Raw genomic sequence first — 19436 nt, forward strand, 5'->3', positions numbered from 1 at the left:
GGGGCGCATCGGTCGTCCGTACCTCGTAACGCCGCACCAGGTCCGTGCGCCGGGCTCCGTCCCCTATGCAGACCTGCGCTGACGGCGCGCCCGCCGCGCGTCGGCGTGTTCGCGGATCATGTCGATCAGTGCACGCAGTCCGGCCGGCACGTGGCGGCGGCCCGGATAGTATAGACAGAGGCCGTCGAGCGGGGGCGTCCAATCGTCCAGCACGCGAACCAGCGTGCCAGCTTCCAGATCCGCGGCGACGTTCCATTCGGTCAGATACGCAAGACCGAGACCGGCACGTGCCGCGGCCAGCATCAGGCCCGGCTCGTCGAGCGTCAGCGCGCCTTTGCCGTCGATACGCAACGTTTCGCCGTGCCGCTCGAACTCCCACTGATATATCGCGCCGCTCGGCATGCGTGAGCGGATGCAGCGGTGTGCGTTCAGATCGGCAGGTGTGCGCGGCGGCTTTTGCTGCGCAAAATAGGCGGGACTGCCGACCACGGCAAAGCGCTGCCTGTCACCGAACGGCACCGCGATCATTTCCTGCGGCACCGTTTCGGTCAGACGAATGCCGGCATCGAAGCCTTCGACAACGATATCGATCAGGCGCCCTTCGGTGACCAGATCGAGCTTCATCTCCGGATAGCGCTGCAGGAATTCGATGAAGAGCGGCATCACCTGCCTGGCCGCGCCGGTTGACGCATTGATGCGCAGCGTGCCCGATGGCGTGTCGCGGAAGCTGCCCGCCTGTTCGATCGCGCCGCGAATAGCCGAGAGTGCGGGCGCGACGCTGTCGACGAACTGCGCGCCGGCTTCTGACAGCGACACGCTGCGTGTCGTGCGATTGAAGAGCCGTACGCCGATACGCGCTTCGAGCGCCGCCACCGCATGACTGAGCGCAGACGTCGACATGCCCAGATCCGTCGCGGCCGCGCGAAAGCTGCGATGACGCGCGACGGCCAGCACCGCCTCCAGTTCGCCCAAGCCCGAGGTGTTCATTGTCCCAAATTTTTCAACGGCACATGCCGTATTGTACGACTAGTCAGCGGAATGCATCGGGGTCTATCTTTCGTCGTCTGGAACCTTTTCTGGTAGCAGCCATGCAGATCATCGACAAGATTTATATCGACGGCGCGTTCGTCACACCGCACGGCGACGAACTGTTCAACCTCGTCAATCCGGCGACCGAGCAGGTAATCGGCCGGACGCGGCTCGCCGATGCGCAAGACGCGCGCGATGCGATCGCCGCCGCAAAGCGCGCGTTTCCCGCGTTTTCCCGCACCAGTAAGTGCGAGCGCATCGACATGCTCAGGCGCATACACGAAGCTATCGTCGCCAAAGAGGACGAGCTGTACGAAGCAATCACGGAGGAATATGGAGCGCCCGTATCGCGCGGTCGCTGGATGGCGCAGCACGCGAGCGAGGTGCTGCTCGAAGCGGCGAAGGTACTGCAGGACTATGCGTTCACGCGTCGCGCGGGTACTGCTGAGGTCGTGATGCAGCCGCTAGGTGTCGCCGGTCTAATTACGCCGTGGAACAGTAACGCGGGCTTCATCTGCGGCAAGCTTGCCACCGCGCTGGCTGCGGGCTGCACGGCCGTCATCAAGCCAAGCGAGATGAGCGCGATCCAGACGCGCATCGTCACCGAAGCGTTGCACGAAGCCGGCTTGCCGCCGGGCGTGTTCAACATCGTGACGGGACGCGGCGAAACGGTCGGCGCGCAAATCAGTTCTCATCCGGATGTCGCAAAGCTGTCGTTCACCGGTTCGACCGCGGTCGGCAAGACGATTCTGCGCGCGGGCGCCGAGACGTTGAAGCGCGTGACGCTTGAACTTGGCGGCAAGTCGCCGGTACTCGTGCTCGACGACGCGAACTTCGACGAGGTGGTACCACTCGCGATTCAGGCCGGCTTCATGAATAGCGGCCAGGCGTGCATCGCGGGCACGCGCATTCTGGTGCCGCAGCAGCGGCTCGCGGAATTCGAAGCGAGGGTGCAGCAAGAAGTGGCGCGCACGCAGGCAGGCGATCCGCGCGATCCCCGGACGACTGTCGGCCCAATGGTCAGCCAAAAGCAGTGGGAACGCGTGCAGCGCTATATACGGATCGGCATCGACTCAGGCGCGCGCCTGATCGCGGGAGGCGAAGGCCGCCCAGATGGCATCGACGCAGGATGGTTCGTGCGTCCGACCGTCTTCAGCGATGTGGCCAACGACATGGCGATTGCCCGCGAAGAGATCTTCGGTCCTGTGCTGTCGATTATCACGTACCGCGATACAGAAGATGCGGTCGCTATCGCCAACGACACCAATTACGGCTTGCAAGCGTACGTGTTCTCGGCGGATGATCAGCGTGCGCGCGCGCTCGCACGGCGAATCGAAGCGGGCCGAGTACTAGTCAACGCGCTGGCACACGAACCAGCCGCGCCATTCGGCGGCTTCAAGCAATCTGGTATCGGCCGCGAGTACGGCACGTTTGGGCTCGAGGCTTTTCTCGAGCCGAAGGCCGTTCTCACTGTTTCGTGATCGCGCAACCCAAACGCTCGCTGAAGCGACTCACCGGGCTGCAAGGAGGACTGCCAGAGCGCGTGGAGGACAGTTGGTAACCGTGCCGCGTGGGCTGCTTACGCCGACAATGCAACGTTCGCGGTCGCAGCGCGAAAGTCCGTTGTCTGAGCGGAGCCGCCGTTCGGATGGCACTGCGCAACTACGGGCCAACGCCTGTAGATGGCCGACTCGGCCTTTTCCCTTTCCTAGCAAATCATCCCAGAATCCCACCGTCACCGCTGTTATCGTTGCCAGGCAACAATAACGGTGACGGGAAGGTAGCGGTGGCTTTAGGCGATGTTACGGCGCAGCTTGGCTGCTGGGAAGGCTATAGTTTGCGTGGCTGTGGCCGGAGCGTCAGCGCCGTGCATGTCAAGGTGATCAAACGCATGGCCTATAGCTTTCGCGATGCTCACTACTTCGTCCTCAAGATCCGGGCGGCCTTCCCCGGTAATCTGTGAAGAACCGTTTTCCTTTCGGTTTCCTGCTTTTCTGCTATACGCCCGGGCGATGTCCTTGCTGCCTCGCGGCGACGTAAAGCCTCGCAAGCTGGAATGCAGCATCCTCAAGCAACGCCGCCGCATTCTCCATCGCAAAGCCGATCGATACCGGCCCCTGCTGGATCGAGATACACCCATCGAAGGCTTCAGCCAAGCCGGCATCGGGCTCGACGGCGCCGGAGAGCAGCGTTACCGGCACGCCAGCCTCGCGCGCCATCCGCGCGATCATCGCAGGCCCCTTCCCCATCATCGTCTGCGCATCGGACCGTCCCTCGCCGGTGATGACCCAGTCGAACGCGCCGAGCCCTGCATCGAGACCGGCAGCGCCCAGTACAAACGCCGCACCGGACACAATCTCTGCGCCAAGCAAGCGCAGCGCAAAGCCTATGCCGCCGGCGGCGCCGCTGCCTTCCGCATCGGCAACATCCTCCCCGACAGTGGCCACGCATCGCTTCGCAAACCGTTCCAGCCTTGCATCAGCCGCGGCCAGGTCTTGCACGCCCTTCTGCGTGCCAAAGACAAAGGTCGCGCCGTTTGGCCCGCAGAGCGGATTGTTGACGTCCGACAGGCCGAGCAGCCGGATGCGGCCGAGCTGCGCAGGCCGCTGACAGGTTGCGCCGCTGATCACGTCCAGCGTATCCAGGGTTGGCCACAATGCGTTGCCCTCCGCATCGGTAAAGCGGAAGCCTGTTTCCGCCAGCAGGCCGGCGCCCGCGTCATTGGTGGAAGATCCGCCCAGCCCGATCGCGATGGTATCGACACCCCGATCCGCGATCGCCCGGATGACATGGCCAATCCCCCTGGTCGTGCGTTGCCCCGGCTCCACCAGTGCGTACGGAAGGCCGACCACTTCAGCCACTTCGAATATCGCGAGTTCGCCAAACTCCGGCGTGTGGCCGCGGAAGTAGCGGACCGGCTTTTGCGCGCCGTTGGCGTCGGTGGCGATCACCTCTTCCCAGACGCCCGGCAGCGTGGCCGCCAGGACCTCGGCGGTCCCCTCGCCGCCATCGGCAATCGGTGCCAGGGTAACGTCGGCACGAGGAACAGCGCGGCGGATGCCGGCGCGGATGCGGTCAGCCACCTCGGTGGCGGAAAGGCTGCCCTTGAACGAGTCAGGGGCAACCAGAACCTTCAGCGCTGCTGTTTCCATCATTGTGAGATCGATCCTTCGTTGGCGAACGCCTGCTCGTTGTGAACCGTCACGGCATCGGGGCGGCGCGGTGCCGTCACCTTTGCCACGTGAAGCAAATTGGTCGAACCGTGCATGCCGAACGGCATCCCTGCCACAATCACGATTTCCTCGCCTTCGGCGGCAAAGCCTTCAGCCACCGCGGCGCTGCTGGCAACAGCGACCATCTCGTCGACATCCCGGACGTCAGGACTTACCGCCGCGTGAATGCCCCATGCCAGGCTGATGCGCCGCGCAACCTCGATCGACGGCGTCACGCCAACGATTGGCGTCTGTGGCCGCGCGCGCGCGGCGCGCAGCGTGGTTGCGCCGGACGACGTGTAGGCGATGGTGGTCTTGGCGCCAACGGTGCGGGTGATGTCGCGCAGCGCGCCGCATACCGCATCCTGCCGGTTGGCAAGCGGGGCCACCTGCTGGGCATCCATGATGTTCCGGTACAGAGGATCGCTCTCGACCTCGCGGATGATCCGATCCATCATCGTGACCGCGGCGACCGGATAGCGCCCGGTGGCGGACTCGGCCGACAGCATGACGGCGTCAACGCCGTCATAGATCGCGCTCGCCACATCCGACGCTTCTGCCCGCGTGGGTACCGGCGCGGAGATCATGGATTCGAGCATCTGCGTGGCAACGATCACGGGACGGCCCAGCTGCCGGCACAGGCGGGAGATCCGCTTCTGCACCGCCGGCACGCGTTCAGGCGGCAATTCAACGCCGAGGTCGCCGCGGGCCACCATGACGGCGTCAGACAGCGTGGCGATCGCTTCCAGATGTTCGATTGCGGACGGCTTCTCGAGCTTGGCGATGACTGCCGCCCTGCCGCCGATCCGCTGCTTCGCGGCGGCCACATCGTCCGGCGTCTGCACGAAGCTCAGCGCTACCCAGTCCACGCCGAGCGCCAGGGCGAAATCCAGATCGGCAAGATCCTTGTCGGTCAGCGCGGGAATGGGGATCACGGCATCCGGCACATTGATGCCCTTGCGCGATGACAGCGCGCCGCCGGTGACAACGGTTGTCACCAGTCTCGCCGGCTCGACTGCGTCGATACGCAGCTGGAGCTTGCCGTCGTCGAGCAACAGGGTTCTTCCTGGCTCGGCACAGTCGAACAACTCCCGATGCGGCAGGAAGACCCGCGATGCATCGCCCGGTTCCTCAGACTGGTCCAGGATAAAGCGCTGTCCTTCCTCGAGCATGCTGGGTTGGCCCATCATCCCCACGCGGAGCTTGGGGCCCTGCAGGTCGGCCAGCACGGCGATCGGCCTCCCCACCTCCTTTTCCACTTGCCGTACTACGTCATAGGTATGACGATGGGCGTCGTGCGTGCCGTGGCTGAAATTGAAACGGAAGACATCCGCGCCGGCGAGGAACAGCGCGCGGATGGCGTCCGCGGAGGCGCTGGCGGGTCCCAGCGTGGCAACGATCTTGGCCTTGCGAAATCGTCTCATCAGAGAGCTCAGCTTGTTGGTTGACGAACGGTGCTCCTACCCGGCGACGACGTTCCTGGGCGTGCCCTGCGCGAAGGCACGGATGTTGTCGATCAGCTGGTCGGCCAGGCCTTGCACTGCCTCGTCGCTCGCCCATGCCACGTGCGGCGTCAGGATGAAGTTGGGCGCATCCTTCAGTTGCTGGAATGGGTGATCCGCGCCGGGCGGCTCTTGCGTCGCGACGTCAAACCCGGCCCCGGACACCTTCCCGGATTGCAACGCTTCCACCAGCGCCGCTTCGTTGACCAGCCCACCGCGCGCGGTGTTGATCAGCAACGGACGCCGTTCCATCTGCGCGAACTCGGCCGAGTCGATCACGTTGCGTGTCTGCGCCACCAGCGGGCAATGCAAGGTAATGATGTCGCTGCGCCTCAGCACTTCCTCGAATGGCGTGTAGAGCGGACCCATATCCTGGCGTCCCTTGTAGGCGGCAAACAGCGGTTTCATGCCCAGCGCACTCGCCATCCGGGCCACCGATTGGCCGAGCACGCCGTCGCCGATAATGCCAAGCACCGATCCGTGCAAGTCCTTGATCGGGTAGTCAAAGAAGCAGAAGGCCCCGGATTCCTGCCAGCGGCCGCGCCTGACTGCATCGTGGTAGGCCGCCAGGCTGCGCCGCAGCGCGAAGATCAGGGCGAAGGTATGTTCCGGCACCGTATGGACGGCATAGTTGCGGATGTTGGATACGACGATGCCGCGGGCGGCACAGGCTTTCAGGTCGACGATATCCGTGCCGGTGGCGGCGACGGCGATGAGCTTCAGGTTCGGTGCCTGCTCGAGCTGCCGGGCATCCAGCTTCACCTTGTTTGTGATGACCACGTCCGCGCCGGCGATGCGTGCGGCGACGTCCTCGTCAGCCGTTTCTCCGTGGAGTTCGAGCTCATGCGGGAACGGCAGCGCTCGCAGCGTGGTCTGCGGCGAGATGGTGGAACGGTCCAGGAATACGATCTTCATTGGCATCACTTCGAGGTTTGGTGGTCTGCAGGCAGCGTGCCGATGTGCGACACGAGTCATCCCACTGGCTGTGTATCGGCGAGCGGCGGTCGACGGGCGGCGTGGAACCACCCGCTTGCCGCGCTACAGACATGATGAGGGGAAGGCGGGCCGAGATGGAACCGCGGCTTTCTCCACCTTCCTTTCTCAAATGGAAAGGGACAGTGGCCACGCCAGGCGCCGCGTCGGCCCGGCGTGGCGGCGGCGTGGTTCAGTCGACGGTGGCGCCAGACGCCTTGACGATCTTCGCCCACTTGTCCATGTCGGACTTCAGCATGGCCGACAGTTGCTGAGGCGTGGCCCGCGGCAGCTCGGCGCCCTGCGCCTTGAGCTTGTCCTGGACGGCCTTGTCGTCCAGCACCTTGTCCACGGCCGCCGTCAGCTTGCTGGTGACATCCTTGGGCGTGCCGCGCACGGCGAACAGGCCTACCCAGAGATCCCCGCTGTAGTTCGGCACGGTTTCACTGATCGCCGGAATATCCGGCGCCGCGCTGGAACGCCTGGCCGAACTGATCCCGAGCGCCTTCAGCTTGCCGGCCTTGATGTGCGGCAGCACCGACGGCAGGCTGGCGAAGGCAAGCGGAACCTGGTTGCCCAGCAGGTCATTGAGCGCAGGCCCGATGCCCTTGTACGGCACATGTTCCAGCGAGATGCCTGCCATGCTGTTCAGCATCTCGCCAAGCAGGTGGTTCAGCGAGCCGTTTCCGGCCGAGGCGTAGCGGAACTCATTCGGCTTGCGCTTTGCCAGCTCGATCAGTTCCTTCATCGACGATGCCGGGAACGACGGGTTGGCAACCAGCACGTTGGGCACGCTGGCGACCAATGCGATGGGTTCAAAGTCCTTGACGGGATCGAACGGTATTTTCTTGTACACCGCCGGATTGATCGCCTGGGTACTGCTGATCGTCAGCAGGACGGTGTAGCCGTCGGGGTTGCTCCTGGCGGCGTACTGGCTGCCGATATTGCCGCCAGCCCCGGGACGGTTGTCGACGATAAACTGCTGGCCGGTCGACTGCGACAGCGCCGCGGCCAGGATGCGCCCGACGATGTCGTTGGTCCCGCCCGGCGCCTGTGGCACCACGATCGTGACCGGCTTGGAAGGATAGGCATCGCTGGCGGGCGCTGCCTGGGCAAGGGAAGTGCCAAATACCAGGCACGCAAGTGCCGTCCGGAACCGTCGTTTCATACTGAGTCTCCTGGGTGGATTCCGGCCATCTGTGGTGGCCGGTTGATTGGGTGATGGATGGCTACGCGCCGGCTCGACCACGCATGCCGACGACCTTCATCGCCATCCTGATATTGGCGTAGTCGACCAGCTTGCCGTCGAGCTGCACCGCTCCGCGGCCCTCCCGCTCGGCATCGGCCAGCGCTGCCACCACGCGCTGCGCGGCCTCGAATTCATCATCGGTGGGGGTAAAGGCGCGGTTCGTGCTGTCCAGTTGCATCGGGTGAATGACCTGCTTGCCGTCATAGCCGAGCGCCGCGGCTTTCAGCGCGCTGGATTCGGTCAGCCTCGCGTCACGGAAGGCACCGCAAGGCCCGTCGATCGCACGCAGGCCAAACGCGCGCGCGGCCACCAGGATGCGCATCATCGGATAGGCCCACATATCGAGGGGGGTGTCGGCGTAGCCCTCCGTGGTGCGCGAGGTCATGGCATAACCCGGATGGGACAGGCCGATTTCCACGCCCTTTGCCCCGATCGATGCGCCAAAATCGCCGACGCCAAAATGCAGGGCTTCGAGATTGCCGCCAGCCGCGGCGATCTGCTCGCAGAAGACCAGGCCTTTCGCGGTTTCGATCATCGCCTCGATGGCTACCGTGGTGCCGTCGAGCTGGGCCTGCACCTGGGCGATCTCCTGCGCGGACTCGACCTTCGGCAGCAACACGGCATTCAGGCGGCCGCAGCGTTCCACCAGCGCCTGGATCTCCTTGCGCTGCTGCTCCCCTGCCCCGTTCACGCGCACGACAACTACCTTGTCGCCCCAATCGAGCCCGTTGAGGGCCTCGATAGCGGCCGTCAGCGCGGCGGCTTTCATCGACTCCGGCACCGCGTCTTCCAGGTCGAGGAAGACGGCATCGGCCCCGGATCGCGCTGCGGAAGCCACCAGCCGATCCTGGTGGGCCGGCACGGCCAGGTAAGTCCGGGTGACTTTCATTGTGCGCTCCCATATGCGCGGGCATTCGTCCCACCCGGTTGCGCCGCTTCCAGGCCAAGTTCGGCAAGTACCGCACCGGTATGTTCGCCGATCGCCGGGACGGGTCCCATGACCGGTTCGATCCCATCAATGATGAGGGGCGGCTTGAAGACATGGAGCGGCCCGACCGGGCTGGAAACTTCCTGAACCCGCCCGCGCTCGTGCAATTGCGGATGCTGCAGGAACTCGGCCACGTCATTCAGGCTGGCGTTCGCGATAGACGCCGCTTCCAGCTTCTCTGCGACCTCGGCGCTCGACCATCCGGCAAACCGGTCGGTGATGATGGCCTCGAGCGCCTCATGGTTGGCAAGGCGCTGCGGGTTGGCGCTGAAACGGGGGTCCGAAGCCAGCGCTTGATCCTCCAGCACGCGCGCGCAGAATGCCTGCCATTCGCGCTCGTTCTGGATGCCGAAGAACACCGCCTTGCCGTCGCCCGCCTTGAAGGGGCCGTACGGTGCGATAGTGGCGTGGCGCGCGCCCGCGCGCGCAAGCGGCGTGCCGCTGTCGCGCGTGTAGTAGGCGGGGTAGCTCATCCATTCCGCCATGCTGTCGAACAGCGAGACTTCGAACGCCGTGCCGCTGCCGGTGCGCTCGCGCCGGTACAACGCCATCAGGATCCCGTTCAAGGCATACATGCCGGTCGCGATATCGACGATGGAGAGCCCGCATTTGGCCTGCGCCTCGGGCGTGCCGTTGATCGACAGGAAGCCGGTCTCGCACTGGACCAGTAGGTCATAGGCCTTCTTGTTGCGGAACGGTCCGGTCGAGCCGTAGCCGGAGATATCGCAGGCAATCAGGGCCGGGTGACGCGCCACCAGACTTTTGGCGTCCAGGCCGAGCTTGCGGGCCGCTCCGGGCGCCAGGTTCTGCAGGAAGACATCGGCCTTGCCGAGCAGGGCATCCAGCGCGCGCCGGCCTTCCTCGGTCTTGATGTCGAGGGCCACGCTTTCCTTGGTGCGGTTGACCCATACGAACTGGCTCGACATGCCTTGCATGACCTTGTCGTATCCCCGGGCAAAATCGCCGGAACCCGGGCGCTCGACCTTGATGACACGTGCGCCCCAGTCCGCGAGGTGGCGCGTGGCCAGAGGGGCCGCAATGGCCTGCTCCAGCGCTACTACGGTGATACCGGTCAGGGGGAGATTCATGGGACGCCAGCCGTTTCGTTGCTCGAGTAGCTAGTGTCCGCAACTGTGGCGCGGCCGTAAATTATTGGATTTCGATGGCGGCCGTTCCTGATTGTGATGGCCGGCTCAGGCGGACGCTGCGCCGGACGGCGACAGGCCCTCGACGAAGAGCTGCGCGGCGCGCGGCAGCTCGGCAAAGTCCCGATATCCGACCAGCATTGCCAGCGAGGCCCAGTCATCCAGCAGGGGTACGACATGGAGCCCACCGCTGTTGTGCTGCGCAGCAACCGTCACGTCGGACATGATGCCAAGCCCCACGCCCGCAGACACCATGGTCCGCATGGCGTCGAAACTCGTGACCTGCAACCGTGTCCGGATCGACCTCTGCAGCGCAGCCGCGCCCTGCTCCGCCAGCCGGTAGAGCATGCTGCCCTCATGGAAGGCGACGTGATCGTAGTCCAGGGTATCGCCGAAGAAAACTCCGGATTTGCCTGCCAGCGGGTGGCCGGCAGGCACCACCACCACAAGCCGGGCAGAACGGTAAGGCACCGTTGCCAACCCCGCATGCGGGGTATCGGCCCAGAACAGGCCGACGTCAGCCAGTCCGTCCTTCAGCGACCGCACGATGTACGGGCTGCTCCATTCCTCCAGGCGGACTTCCACCTCCGGGTAGCGCCGCAGGAACGCCGGCAGATCGCTGCCGAGGAAGCCGACGATCGACGTACTGTTGGCGAAGACGCGCACGTCGCCTTTGGTGCCCTCGTTGTAACGGCTCATGTCCGCGCGCAGCCGGCCCAACAGATCGACGATGCCTTTGGCGTACGCCACCAGCTCTAGGCCGGCCGCGGTCGGGCGCACCCCACCGCTGTGCCGGTCAAGAAGGCGTGCGGACAGCACGTCCTCCAGGTCACTGATGCGCTTGCTGACTGCAGAGGCGGCCATGAAATGCCGCTCTGCCGCCCGCGCGAGGCTCCGTTCTTCCACGACCGTCAGGAAAATGGTCAGGGTGGTGGGATCGATACGCACTGTGAATGCCCGGTGATAGATGGGTTGGTAAGCAGCCAGCGCAGAGGATAAACCATGGAGGGCCATATCGTGGGCTGGCCGCAGGACCCCTGCGCTTTGGCCTACTCGGCCTTCGCCGCCCCATCGCGTCGCAACGCGAAACCGTATTCGAAGCGATCGCCGGGATGAACGCTCAAGGTGATCTGCAGCACATCACCGGTCTGGTCGAAGTAGTGCCGGCAGATCTCCAACGCGGCGGACTGGGGCGCTACGGCGAGCTCACGGGCCTTGTCGTCGGGCATCAGGACTGCGCGGATGGCCTGTCGTACCTCCACGATAAAGCGGCCGCATTGTTCCTCGATCATGTCGCAAATCAGGCCGTGCGCCTGACGGACTTTGCGGCGTATCGCCTGACCGATCGACGGCTCCAGATAGACATCGGTCCAGCAGATGGCCCGCCCTTTGGGCCCGGGCTCGGTTCGTAGCATCTGCACTTTCAACCAGCGCTGACCTGGGCGGCAGCCCAGGCGATGCGCCAGGGCATCGTCGCAGACCACCTCGCTGATCGTCCGGACATGCCGTTCGGTTTCGGCGGCGTATTGCACCAGGTCGCTGACTGTCATCACCGACCCTGCGTAGTTCGTGGTTGGCTGCGCGCTCTCGACCCTGGTGCCGGCGCGCCGGCGCCGCGAGATCAGGCCAAGATTCTCCACCACGGTCAGCGCCGACCGGATCGTGGCGCGACTGACTTCGTACTGGCCAGCCAGTTCCACTTCGCTGGGAAGCTGCGATCCCACTGCAATCCTGCCGGAGGAGATGTCACCGACGATCTTCCTCGCCACTTCCGCGTAGCGTGCCCCCATAACTTCCCTTGCCGATCGAATCCTGTTCAGACGGGTCAATTGTACTTGACCAGGCCGCGACTCAAACTTATATTGGTACGCACCAATCAATTGGTACGTACCAATGAAGACCGAGACACACCTGCCCAAGTGCAGGACTGGAGACACGTGATGAGAGGATTGAAAAGCCTGGGCCTGCTGACTTTAGCTGCGACATGCCTGGCAGTCGCCGCCCCGGGCCTGGCGCTCGCCGACAGCTACCCGAGCAAGCCGGTACGGATCGTCGTGCCATTCCCCGCCGGACAATCCGGCGACATCCTCGCGCGGCTGATCGGCGAACAGCTCACCAAGTCCCTTGGCAAGGGCTTCGTCATCGAAAACCGGCCCGGAGCCGGCGGCACGCTCGGCGCCGACGTCGCGGCCAAAGCGGCACCGGATGGCTACACCCTGGTGCTGGTCAGCAATGGGCCCTACGCGATTGCCCCGGCGATGTATCCACGCCTGCCCTACAGCCCGGCACGTGATCTCGCCCCCGTGGCTCGCCTCGGCAACACGCCGCAGGTGTTGCTCGCCAATCCGTCCGCCGGATTCTCCACCGTCAAGGAGTTCGTTGCGAAGGCAGGCAAAGGCGACCTGAACTACGCGTCGTCCGGCAATGGCTCGACCCAGCACCTCACCATGGAGTTGTTCCGCACGACCACCGGCATCAAGCTGAACCACGTGCCCTTCAAAGGCGCGGCTGAGGCGCAGACGCAGGTGATCGGCGGCCAGATTCCCATCCTGGTCGATTCCGTCCCCTCGGCACTTCAGCAGATCAAGGCAAGCAAGCTCAAAGCGATTGCCGTGACTTCAGCGCAGCGCTCGCCTTTCCTGCCGGGCATCCCCACCGTCGCGGAACAGGGCTATCCCGGCTTCGAGGCGATTGGCTGGTTCGGCGTCGCCGCCCCTGCGCAGACACCGGTGGAGATCCTGGATCAGCTGAATGCCGCCATCCGCAAGGCTTTGGCCGATCCCGCGCTGCGTCAGCGCTTCGAACAACTGGCCGTCACACCGGCGGGAGATGAAACCCGCGCCCAGTTCGCCGCGTTCCTGAACCACGAGATTGCGAAATGGGGAAAGGTGGTCAAGGACTCCGGTGCCACTGTCGACTGACGCCTGCGCAAGCATTCAGCGCCCCCTCCCCCGGGGCCTCTTCAAGCCACTAGTACAGGTACTCATGCGCATCACCCGTATTCTTGAAACGACCGTGCCACTCGCGGGCAATATCGCTAACGCGCTGGTCAACTTCTCCGAGCACACCATCTCGCTGGTGGCGGTGCAATCAGATGTCATCCGAAACGGAAAGGCCGTGACCGGGGTGGCCTTCAACTCGATCGGGCGTTTCGGCCAGGGGGGCATCCTGAGGGAGCGCATGATCCCTCGCGTCTTGGCGGCCGCCCCGCAGACGTTGCTGACAGCGGATGGCAAGCAATTTGATGCGTCGCAGGTGCTGGCTGCCGCGCTACGCAATGAAAAGCCCGGCGGGCATGGCGACCGCGCGAGTGCCGCGGCAGCGATTGAACTGGCCATCTGGGACCTGAACGCCAAGCTCAATGACGAGCCCGCCTATCAGACAATCGCCCGGCATTATGGCCGCACCGTCACGGACAAGCGCGCTGCGGTCTATGCCGCGGGAGGCTACTACTATCCGGACGCCAGCCTTGATCGCCTGAAAGCCGAACTGAAGGCTTACCAGGAAATGGGCTTCGAAGCCTTCAAGATGAAGATCGGCGGCGCCCCGCTTGCCGAGGACATCGCACGCATCGAAGCCGCCCTTGCCATCGCGGGCGACGGCAAGCGCCTGTCTGTCGACGCCAACGGCCGCTTCGACCTCGAGATGGCGTTGGCGTATGCCGGGGAGATCGCGCCGATGAAACTGCGCTGGTATGAAGAGGTCGGAGATCCTCTCGACTATGACCTCAACCGCCGCATCGCCGAACAGTACGACGGACCATTGGCCACCGGTGAGAACCTGTTCTCGACACAGGATGTGAAAAACCTGGTGCAGTTTGCCGGCCTGCGGCCGGGGCGCGACATCTTCCAGATGGATGCGGGCCTGAGCTATGGCATCACCGAATACGCGAAGATGCTCGCCGTGCTCGAAGCACACGGCTTTGACCGCCGCTTTGCGTTCCCGCACGGAGGACATCTGATCAATCTGCACATCGCGGTGGCCCTCGGCCTGGGCGGCTGCGAAGCCTATCCCGGTGTTTTCCAGCCATTCGGCGGCTATGGCGAGAACTGCAAGATTGGCGGCGGGTATGTGGAGCCGACGGATGCGCCAGGTTTTGGACTGGAAGAGAAAGAGGGTCTCGCCGGAAAGATCGCCGACCTTGCCTTCTAGGAAGTGAAGTCAAATCCCGTTGCGCCGGAAGGCCTTGCGCTATGCGACTTAGCGCCCTGCCACCGCGATTATTTGCATGAATAGTTTGAACCGCTGCCCTCAGGAACTGAGGCGTACGCCTCAGTTACATCTTCTCTGGCATGGCCGACGAGTGATGACTTGTAATCAGCCACTGCGAACCATTCCAGCGATAGGTGTAGGTATAGCGGGCCTTAACAACGGCTCCCGTTCGTGCAAAGGTGAATGTATAGAGCCCGGAATCCACAGCAGAATTGCATCCCAGTTCGATGCTGCGGGAGTCAATCTTTCCGGACGGACCATCTTTCAGGAAGTGCTGGAAATAGTCCTCTTTCTCCGCGACGGTCAGGCGAGGCTTGTTGGATACCGTCGGAAGAAGAATTGACCGTTCTGCATAGTTGGCCACCACTTTGCGTGGATCCCCTGTCTGCAGGGACTGATTCCATCGATCAAACAACGCCGCAATCTCTTGCTCAGACGTCGCTTTACAGGGTTCTGTGCGCGACGCCTGCGTATTGCCAGGCGTGCCCTGATTCATGGCGCATCCCGCGAGCACGAACGCCAGGACAGCAATGCGAAATAGCTTCATGGCGAATTCCTCAGGTCAGGGGTTGAGAGCCAAGGTACACGCCCTGAAGTATGGTACATCCCGCAAGCGTTAGCCATCTCCGACAAACGACTTCCAGCGCAGCCTTGTCACGAAATGCGATAGCGCCGGATGACCTCGGGATCCGGGTCGATGCCCAGGCCCGGACCTTCGGGGACTGCGATCACGCCGGCTTTCGGCACGATGGTATCGCCCAGCACCTGCGCTTCCATATCGAAGTAGCGCCATTCAATCATGGCCTCGGCGTCCCCTAGCGCTGCCGTGGCATGGATGCTGGCCAGCAGGCCCGGGCCATCGTAGAACGTGTGGACCATCACCTGGGTGTTGTGCGCCTCGGCCAGTGCAAAGACCTTGCGCAGCGCGCTGATGCCGCCCATCTTCGCCGGGCTGGGTTGCAGGATATCGACGGCACCCGCGCTGAGCATCTGCTGGAACTCCATCAGCGTGGTGGCATTCTCTCCGGCGGCGATCGGGATACCGCATTGCCGGCGCAGCGCGGCAAGCCCGTTGAAGTTTTCCGGTGGCCAAAGGGGCTCTTCCAGCCATCGTAGCGACAACGGCGCCAGCGCTCGCGCCATCCCGATTGCCTCATGGAGTGTCCACGGACAGTTCGTATCCAGCGTGATCTCGACGTCCGGGCCCGCGGCATCGCGAGCGGCGCGGATCACCGTGAGATCGACTTCGTGCAGTTTCAGGCTCCGGTAGCCGTCTTCAATGGCACGCCTCACGTTGTTCGCAATCGATTCCGGGTCCGCATACCGGATCAGACTGGCATATGCCGGCAGGCGATCCCGACGCGCACCGCCGAGCAGCCGGTGGAGGGGCAGTCCGGCCGCTTTGCCGCAGATATCCCACAGCGCGATATCGAGCGCCGACAGGCCGTAGAATATGGCGCCGCTGCGCCCGAAGACATGGAACCTGCGCTGGAGGTCGAGGCCGAGGGCCTCGATCTGCGCCGCGTCCCTGCCGATGCAGGCCGGCGCCAGCATCTGTTCAATCGCAGCCTTGACCGCCGAAATACCAACGAATCCGAAGGTCTCCCCCCAGCCAACCAGGCCATCGTCTGTAGTCACCTTGACGAGCAGCGAATCGGCGACCTGCATCCCGGCACCGCCCCACACGCCGGCAGCGGAAACACCGCCCACCGTAAACGGGATGCGCAGGACGATGGCTTCGATGTTTCCGATCTTCATGGCGCAGGCACCGAACCGATGTCCGCTACACGGCGAGGCACGATCGAAGGCAGTTCAAGACTTCGGTTGTGGCGTGCTGAGAAACCCCTGCCGCTTGTGCGAGCCATCGCAGAAAGGCTTGTTTTCAGAATGGCCACACCGGCATAACCAGACCTGATCCCCTTCGAAGGCAAAGGTGGCGCCTGCCGGGGTCACAATCCTGACGGGACCCTTTATGCGATAGGGGCCATTGTCCTGTACCGTAACCGTGACGACGGTGTCTTCATCCATGATGCCCCCCAATTCCCGAGCGGCGGCGACGCTGGCGCCTTTGGCAGGTAGCCAGCGCAACCTTGTATGAGCCGGTCTTTCTAAATTTACTCCAGTTTTTGGCAGACCGGCGTCGAACTTGTGCTTTGCGCGGCAGTACCTTGCAATGCACTTTTGCGGCTGGTGACGGTCAGCTTCACGCACTCCGCCACGGTTGCCCCGTCCAGGTGTCACTTACGGGCCACAATCGCATCGCGATGGCATCCGAGGAAGTCTCGTCACCGTCCACAGGCATGGCGCGGCTTCTCTATCCTTGATGAGAAGAGCCGGCCAGTACCGTTAGCCGACCACCAGCCATCCGGGCGATGTCTGGCTGCCCGGACGCGCACGCACCTTTACCTGAGCCTCGGTGACTGCCGCACCGCGAGTGATCATGCGTCCCTTGCTGCAAGCCCGCCTCGTCAACGATGTCTTTGGCGACCCGGGACTGCTCGTAGACTTCCTGGACGAACGGCGCGCGTTGCTATTCGACCTGGGCGACATCACCACGCTGATGCCGCGCGAGCTGATGCGCCTGTCGCATGTGTTTATCACGCATGCACACATGGATCATTTCTCTGGCTTCGACCATCTGCTGCGCGTGCTGCTCGGGCGCAAGCCGCGCATCGTGCTGTACGGCGGGCCAGGATTCGTGGCGCAGGTCGAGCACAAGCTGCTTGCCTATACGTGGAACGTGGTGCATCGCTACGCGATCGAACTGGTCGTCGAAGCGATCGAACTCGGACTGGACGGGCAGATGCGGCGCGCATGCTTTTCCAGCCGTCACGGCTTCGCCAGGGAGGCCGAGGCGCCCATCGAAAGGACCGGCGATATCGTGCACGACGAGACTACGTTTCGGGTACGCGCCTGCTTTGTCGATCATGGGATTCCATGCGTGGCCTACCTTGTCGAGGAAAAGGTCCGGCTCGGCATCAACAAGGAGCGCCTGGCTGAATCCGGCTTGACCACCGGCGCCTGGCTGCGCGAACTGAAGCATGCGGTCCTGACCGGCGCCGCCGGCGATGCGCCGATTCTCGTGCAGTGGCGGGACAGGAGCGGCGACCACGCGGTAACGCGAACGGTCGGCGAGCTAAGCCGGCTGATCCTGGATGTCCAGCCCGGCCGGCGCATCGGCTATGTGACCGACCTGCGCTATACGAGCGAGAACGTGCAAGCGCTTTCGCACCTGATGCAAGGCGTCGACCAGCTCTTCATCGAGAGCGTATTCCTGGATGTCGACAGCGCGCACGGCCTGCGCAAGAACCACCTGACCGCTACCCAGGCGGGCCTGATCGCGCGCAGCGCGGGTGCCCGCGCGGTGACGCCATTCCATTTCTCGCCACGCTACCAGGGCCGTGCCACCGCACTGGCCGCCGAGGTACGGGATGCCTGGGGCGGGAGCGAACCGCGGATCGGCTGACTGCATTTTCAGACGCGGTCTTCGCGGTGATCGTGACCATCATGGTGCTGGAACTCAGGCACCCGATGAAACCTGTCCCACGCAGGCGTCTCACGCAACATATACTGCGTAAATATCGACGCGGTGATCGCAGCGCTTCTGCTGAAGATGCCGTGGAAGCCGTTGGCCGCCGGGCAGATCGGCGAGCGGGAGCTGGAGACCGCCGCCTTCACGATCTTCCTGTACCCGCGCATGCTCGGCTGCGCAGCCGAGGCCGACGACCACCTGAACCGCGGCCGCAACATGGACATGCGCGGCTTCAGCCTGCCGGTTCGTCGCCTGAGCACCGCCGGAGGTCCGGACATGCTGACTGCCCTCGCCTACTCGATGATCCTCGTCTTCATGGCGCTGATCATGACCAAGCGCCTGTCGGCCATGGTCGCGCTGATGCTGGTGCCCATCGTCTTCGGGCTGCTCGCGGGCTTCGGCGTCAGCCTGGGCCCGATGATGCTGGAAGGTATCAAGAAGCTCGCACCCACCGGTGTGATGCTGATGTTCGCCATCCTCTACTTCGGCATCATGATCGATGCCGGCCTGTTCGACCCGGCGGTGCGGGTCATCCTCAGGCTGGTCGGCAACGATCCGACCAGGATCGTGGTCGGCACCTTCGTGCTCGCGACCGTGGTATCGCTCGATGGCGACGGCTCGACCACTTACATGATCACCTGCGCCGCCATGCTGCCGCTGTACACACGGCTGGGCCTCAGCCGCCTGGTACTGGCCTGCGTGATCATGATGGCCGGCGGGCTGATGAACGTCCTGCCATGGGGAGGGCCGACGGCTCGTGCGGCCAGTTCACTGGGCGTGGACGTGGGCCAGCTTTTCGTACCGATGATCCTGCCGATGGTGGTAACCGGCCTGTGGGGCATCTTTGTTGCGACCTTGCTGGGACGCCGCGAGAGAAAGCGTCTCGGCGCGCTCACGCTGCAGGAGGCCGCCACGCTGGCCGACGGCGCCCAGGCGCCGGTCACGGCCAGCGATCCGGGAACCGCACGGCCCAGGCTGCTGTGGTTCAACTTCGCGCTGACGGTGGCCCTGATGGCGCTGCTCATCCACGGCGCCATCCCGCTGCAAGTGCTGTTCATGGTCGCGTCCGCGATCGCGCTGATGGTCAACTATCCCAATATGCAGGACCAGAAAGACCGGCTGGCCGCGCATGCCGGCAATATCGTGCCGGTGGTCTCGCTGATCTTCGCCGCCGGCATTTTCGTCGGCATCCTGTCGGGCACCAAGATGGTCGATGCCATCGCCGCGAGCGTGATTGCCGGTCTGCCGAACTGGCTGGAACCGTACCTCGCGATCGTGACCGCGGTGCTGAGCGTACCGTTCACCTTCTTTATCTCCAACGATGCCTTTTACTTCGGCATCCTGCCGATCCTCGCCAAGGCCGGCGCCATGCACGGCATCACCGCCGCGGAACTGGGCCGCGCCTCGCTGATCGGCCAGCAGGTCCACCTGCTCAGCCCACTGGTGGCGTCTACCTACCTGCTGGTTGGCCTCTGCGAGATCGAGTTCGGCGACCATCAGCGCTATACCCTGCTGTGGGCGCTGTCGGCGGCGGTTGTGATGCTGGCCGCGTGCATCGTCTTCGGCGTGATCCCGGTCGTCGGCCGGGCCTGAGG

The 19436-nt window shown here is 64.0% G+C and carries 18 protein-coding genes and 1 pseudogene; 7 read left to right on the forward strand and 12 right to left on the reverse strand.

The genetic code is table 11. From position 1 onward, the window contains the following. Positions 1–63: 63 nt before the first annotated feature. Complete coding sequence (locus K307_RS37100; protein WP_042886083.1) at positions 64–987, reverse strand: LysR family transcriptional regulator; 924 nt, start codon at positions 985–987, stop codon at positions 64–66. Positions 988–1088: 101 nt separating this feature from the next. Here K307_RS37100 and K307_RS37105 point away from each other — a divergent pair, with 101 nt between their 5' ends. Then, entirely contained in the window at positions 1089–2510 is a 1422-nt protein-coding gene (locus K307_RS37105; protein ID WP_042886085.1) for an aldehyde dehydrogenase family protein, read from the forward strand. A 167-nt stretch (positions 2511–2677) separates the two neighbouring features. Then, positions 2678–2992: a hypothetical protein gene (locus tag K307_RS48275; protein WP_155301334.1), complete on the forward strand. Its 315-nt coding sequence runs from the start codon at positions 2678–2680 to the stop codon at positions 2990–2992. Between the two features lie 34 nt (positions 2993–3026). Here the strand turns inward: K307_RS48275 and K307_RS37110 are convergent, their stop codons facing one another. The 8 genes from K307_RS37110 to K307_RS37145 form a co-directional block, all read right to left on the reverse strand. Then, positions 3027–4184, reverse strand: coding sequence for a glycerate kinase (locus tag K307_RS37110; RefSeq protein WP_230626306.1), 1158 nt, complete (start codon positions 4182–4184; stop codon positions 3027–3029). Continuing rightward, positions 4181–5665: a pyruvate kinase gene (gene pyk / locus K307_RS37115; RefSeq protein ID WP_063771731.1), complete on the reverse strand. Its 1485-nt coding sequence runs from the start codon at positions 5663–5665 to the stop codon at positions 4181–4183. The genes K307_RS37110 and pyk overlap by 4 nt, the downstream gene beginning before the upstream one ends. 36 nt (positions 5666–5701) lie before the next feature. Then, complete coding sequence (locus K307_RS37120; RefSeq protein ID WP_042886087.1) at positions 5702–6658, reverse strand: D-2-hydroxyacid dehydrogenase; 957 nt, start codon at positions 6656–6658, stop codon at positions 5702–5704. A gap of 250 nt (positions 6659–6908) precedes the next feature. Continuing rightward, on the reverse strand, positions 6909–7883 hold the full coding sequence (locus K307_RS37125; protein WP_042886088.1) for a Bug family tripartite tricarboxylate transporter substrate binding protein: 975 nt from the start codon (positions 7881–7883) through the stop codon (positions 6909–6911). A 61-nt stretch (positions 7884–7944) separates the two neighbouring features. After that, positions 7945–8853 carry an HpcH/HpaI aldolase/citrate lyase family protein gene (locus tag K307_RS37130; RefSeq protein ID WP_042886089.1) on the reverse strand — a complete coding sequence of 303 codons (909 nt, stop codon included), beginning with the start codon at positions 8851–8853 and terminating at the stop codon, positions 7945–7947. Then, a complete protein-coding gene (locus K307_RS37135; RefSeq protein ID WP_042886091.1) occupies positions 8850–10040 on the reverse strand; it encodes a CaiB/BaiF CoA transferase family protein in 1191 nt (396 codons plus the stop codon). The genes K307_RS37130 and K307_RS37135 overlap by 4 nt, the downstream gene beginning before the upstream one ends. 105 nt (positions 10041–10145) lie before the next feature. After that, positions 10146–11045 carry a LysR family transcriptional regulator gene (locus K307_RS37140; RefSeq protein ID WP_051975347.1) on the reverse strand — a complete coding sequence of 300 codons (900 nt, stop codon included), beginning with the start codon at positions 11043–11045 and terminating at the stop codon, positions 10146–10148. 101 nt (positions 11046–11146) lie between these two features. Next, on the reverse strand, positions 11147–11887 hold the full coding sequence (locus K307_RS37145) for a GntR family transcriptional regulator (RefSeq protein WP_042886092.1): 741 nt from the start codon (positions 11885–11887) through the stop codon (positions 11147–11149). A 159-nt stretch (positions 11888–12046) separates the two neighbouring features. Here K307_RS37145 and K307_RS37150 point away from each other — a divergent pair, with 159 nt between their 5' ends. Both K307_RS37150 and K307_RS37155 read left to right on the forward strand, forming a co-directional pair. Then, positions 12047–13018 carry a Bug family tripartite tricarboxylate transporter substrate binding protein gene (locus K307_RS37150; RefSeq protein ID WP_230626308.1) on the forward strand — a complete coding sequence of 324 codons (972 nt, stop codon included), beginning with the start codon at positions 12047–12049 and terminating at the stop codon, positions 13016–13018. 64 nt (positions 13019–13082) lie between these two features. After that, on the forward strand, positions 13083–14249 hold the full coding sequence (locus K307_RS37155) for an enolase C-terminal domain-like protein (RefSeq protein ID WP_042886094.1): 1167 nt from the start codon (positions 13083–13085) through the stop codon (positions 14247–14249). Between the two features lie 124 nt (positions 14250–14373). On the opposite strand, the gene K307_RS37160 is transcribed toward K307_RS37155, so the two are convergent. The 3 genes from K307_RS37160 to K307_RS46985 all read right to left on the reverse strand — a co-directional run bounded on the left by K307_RS37160 (position 14374) and on the right by K307_RS46985 (position 16337). Then, positions 14374–14856 carry a DUF4440 domain-containing protein gene (locus tag K307_RS37160; RefSeq protein ID WP_042886095.1) on the reverse strand — a complete coding sequence of 161 codons (483 nt, stop codon included), beginning with the start codon at positions 14854–14856 and terminating at the stop codon, positions 14374–14376. 107 nt (positions 14857–14963) lie between these two features. Continuing rightward, positions 14964–16067: a mandelate racemase/muconate lactonizing enzyme family protein gene (locus tag K307_RS37165; RefSeq protein WP_042886096.1), complete on the reverse strand. Its 1104-nt coding sequence runs from the start codon at positions 16065–16067 to the stop codon at positions 14964–14966. 54 nt (positions 16068–16121) lie between these two features. Beyond that, the gene (locus K307_RS46985; protein ID WP_080745447.1) at positions 16122–16337 is read right to left on the reverse strand and encodes a CDGSH iron-sulfur domain-containing protein; all 216 of its coding nucleotides are present in this window, start codon (positions 16335–16337) and stop codon (positions 16122–16124) included. Positions 16338–16749: 412 nt separating this feature from the next. Here K307_RS46985 and K307_RS37170 point away from each other — a divergent pair, with 412 nt between their 5' ends. From K307_RS37170 to K307_RS37175, 3 genes and pseudogenes are all read left to right on the forward strand, one after another. After that, positions 16750–17775, forward strand: coding sequence for a ribonuclease Z (locus K307_RS37170; RefSeq protein ID WP_042887911.1), 1026 nt, complete (start codon positions 16750–16752; stop codon positions 17773–17775). A gap of 72 nt (positions 17776–17847) precedes the next feature. Next, positions 17848–18097: pseudogene (locus K307_RS50740) on the forward strand (hypothetical protein); the annotation flags it as partial. A gap of 20 nt (positions 18098–18117) precedes the next feature. Further along, a complete protein-coding gene (locus K307_RS37175) occupies positions 18118–19434 on the forward strand; it encodes a CitMHS family transporter (protein WP_042887912.1) in 1317 nt (438 codons plus the stop codon). The last annotated feature ends 2 nt before the right edge of the window (positions 19435–19436 follow it).

Source organism: Cupriavidus necator A5-1, from assembly GCF_000744095.1.
GTDB classification, from domain to species: domain Bacteria; phylum Pseudomonadota; class Gammaproteobacteria; order Burkholderiales; family Burkholderiaceae; genus Cupriavidus; species Cupriavidus necator_A.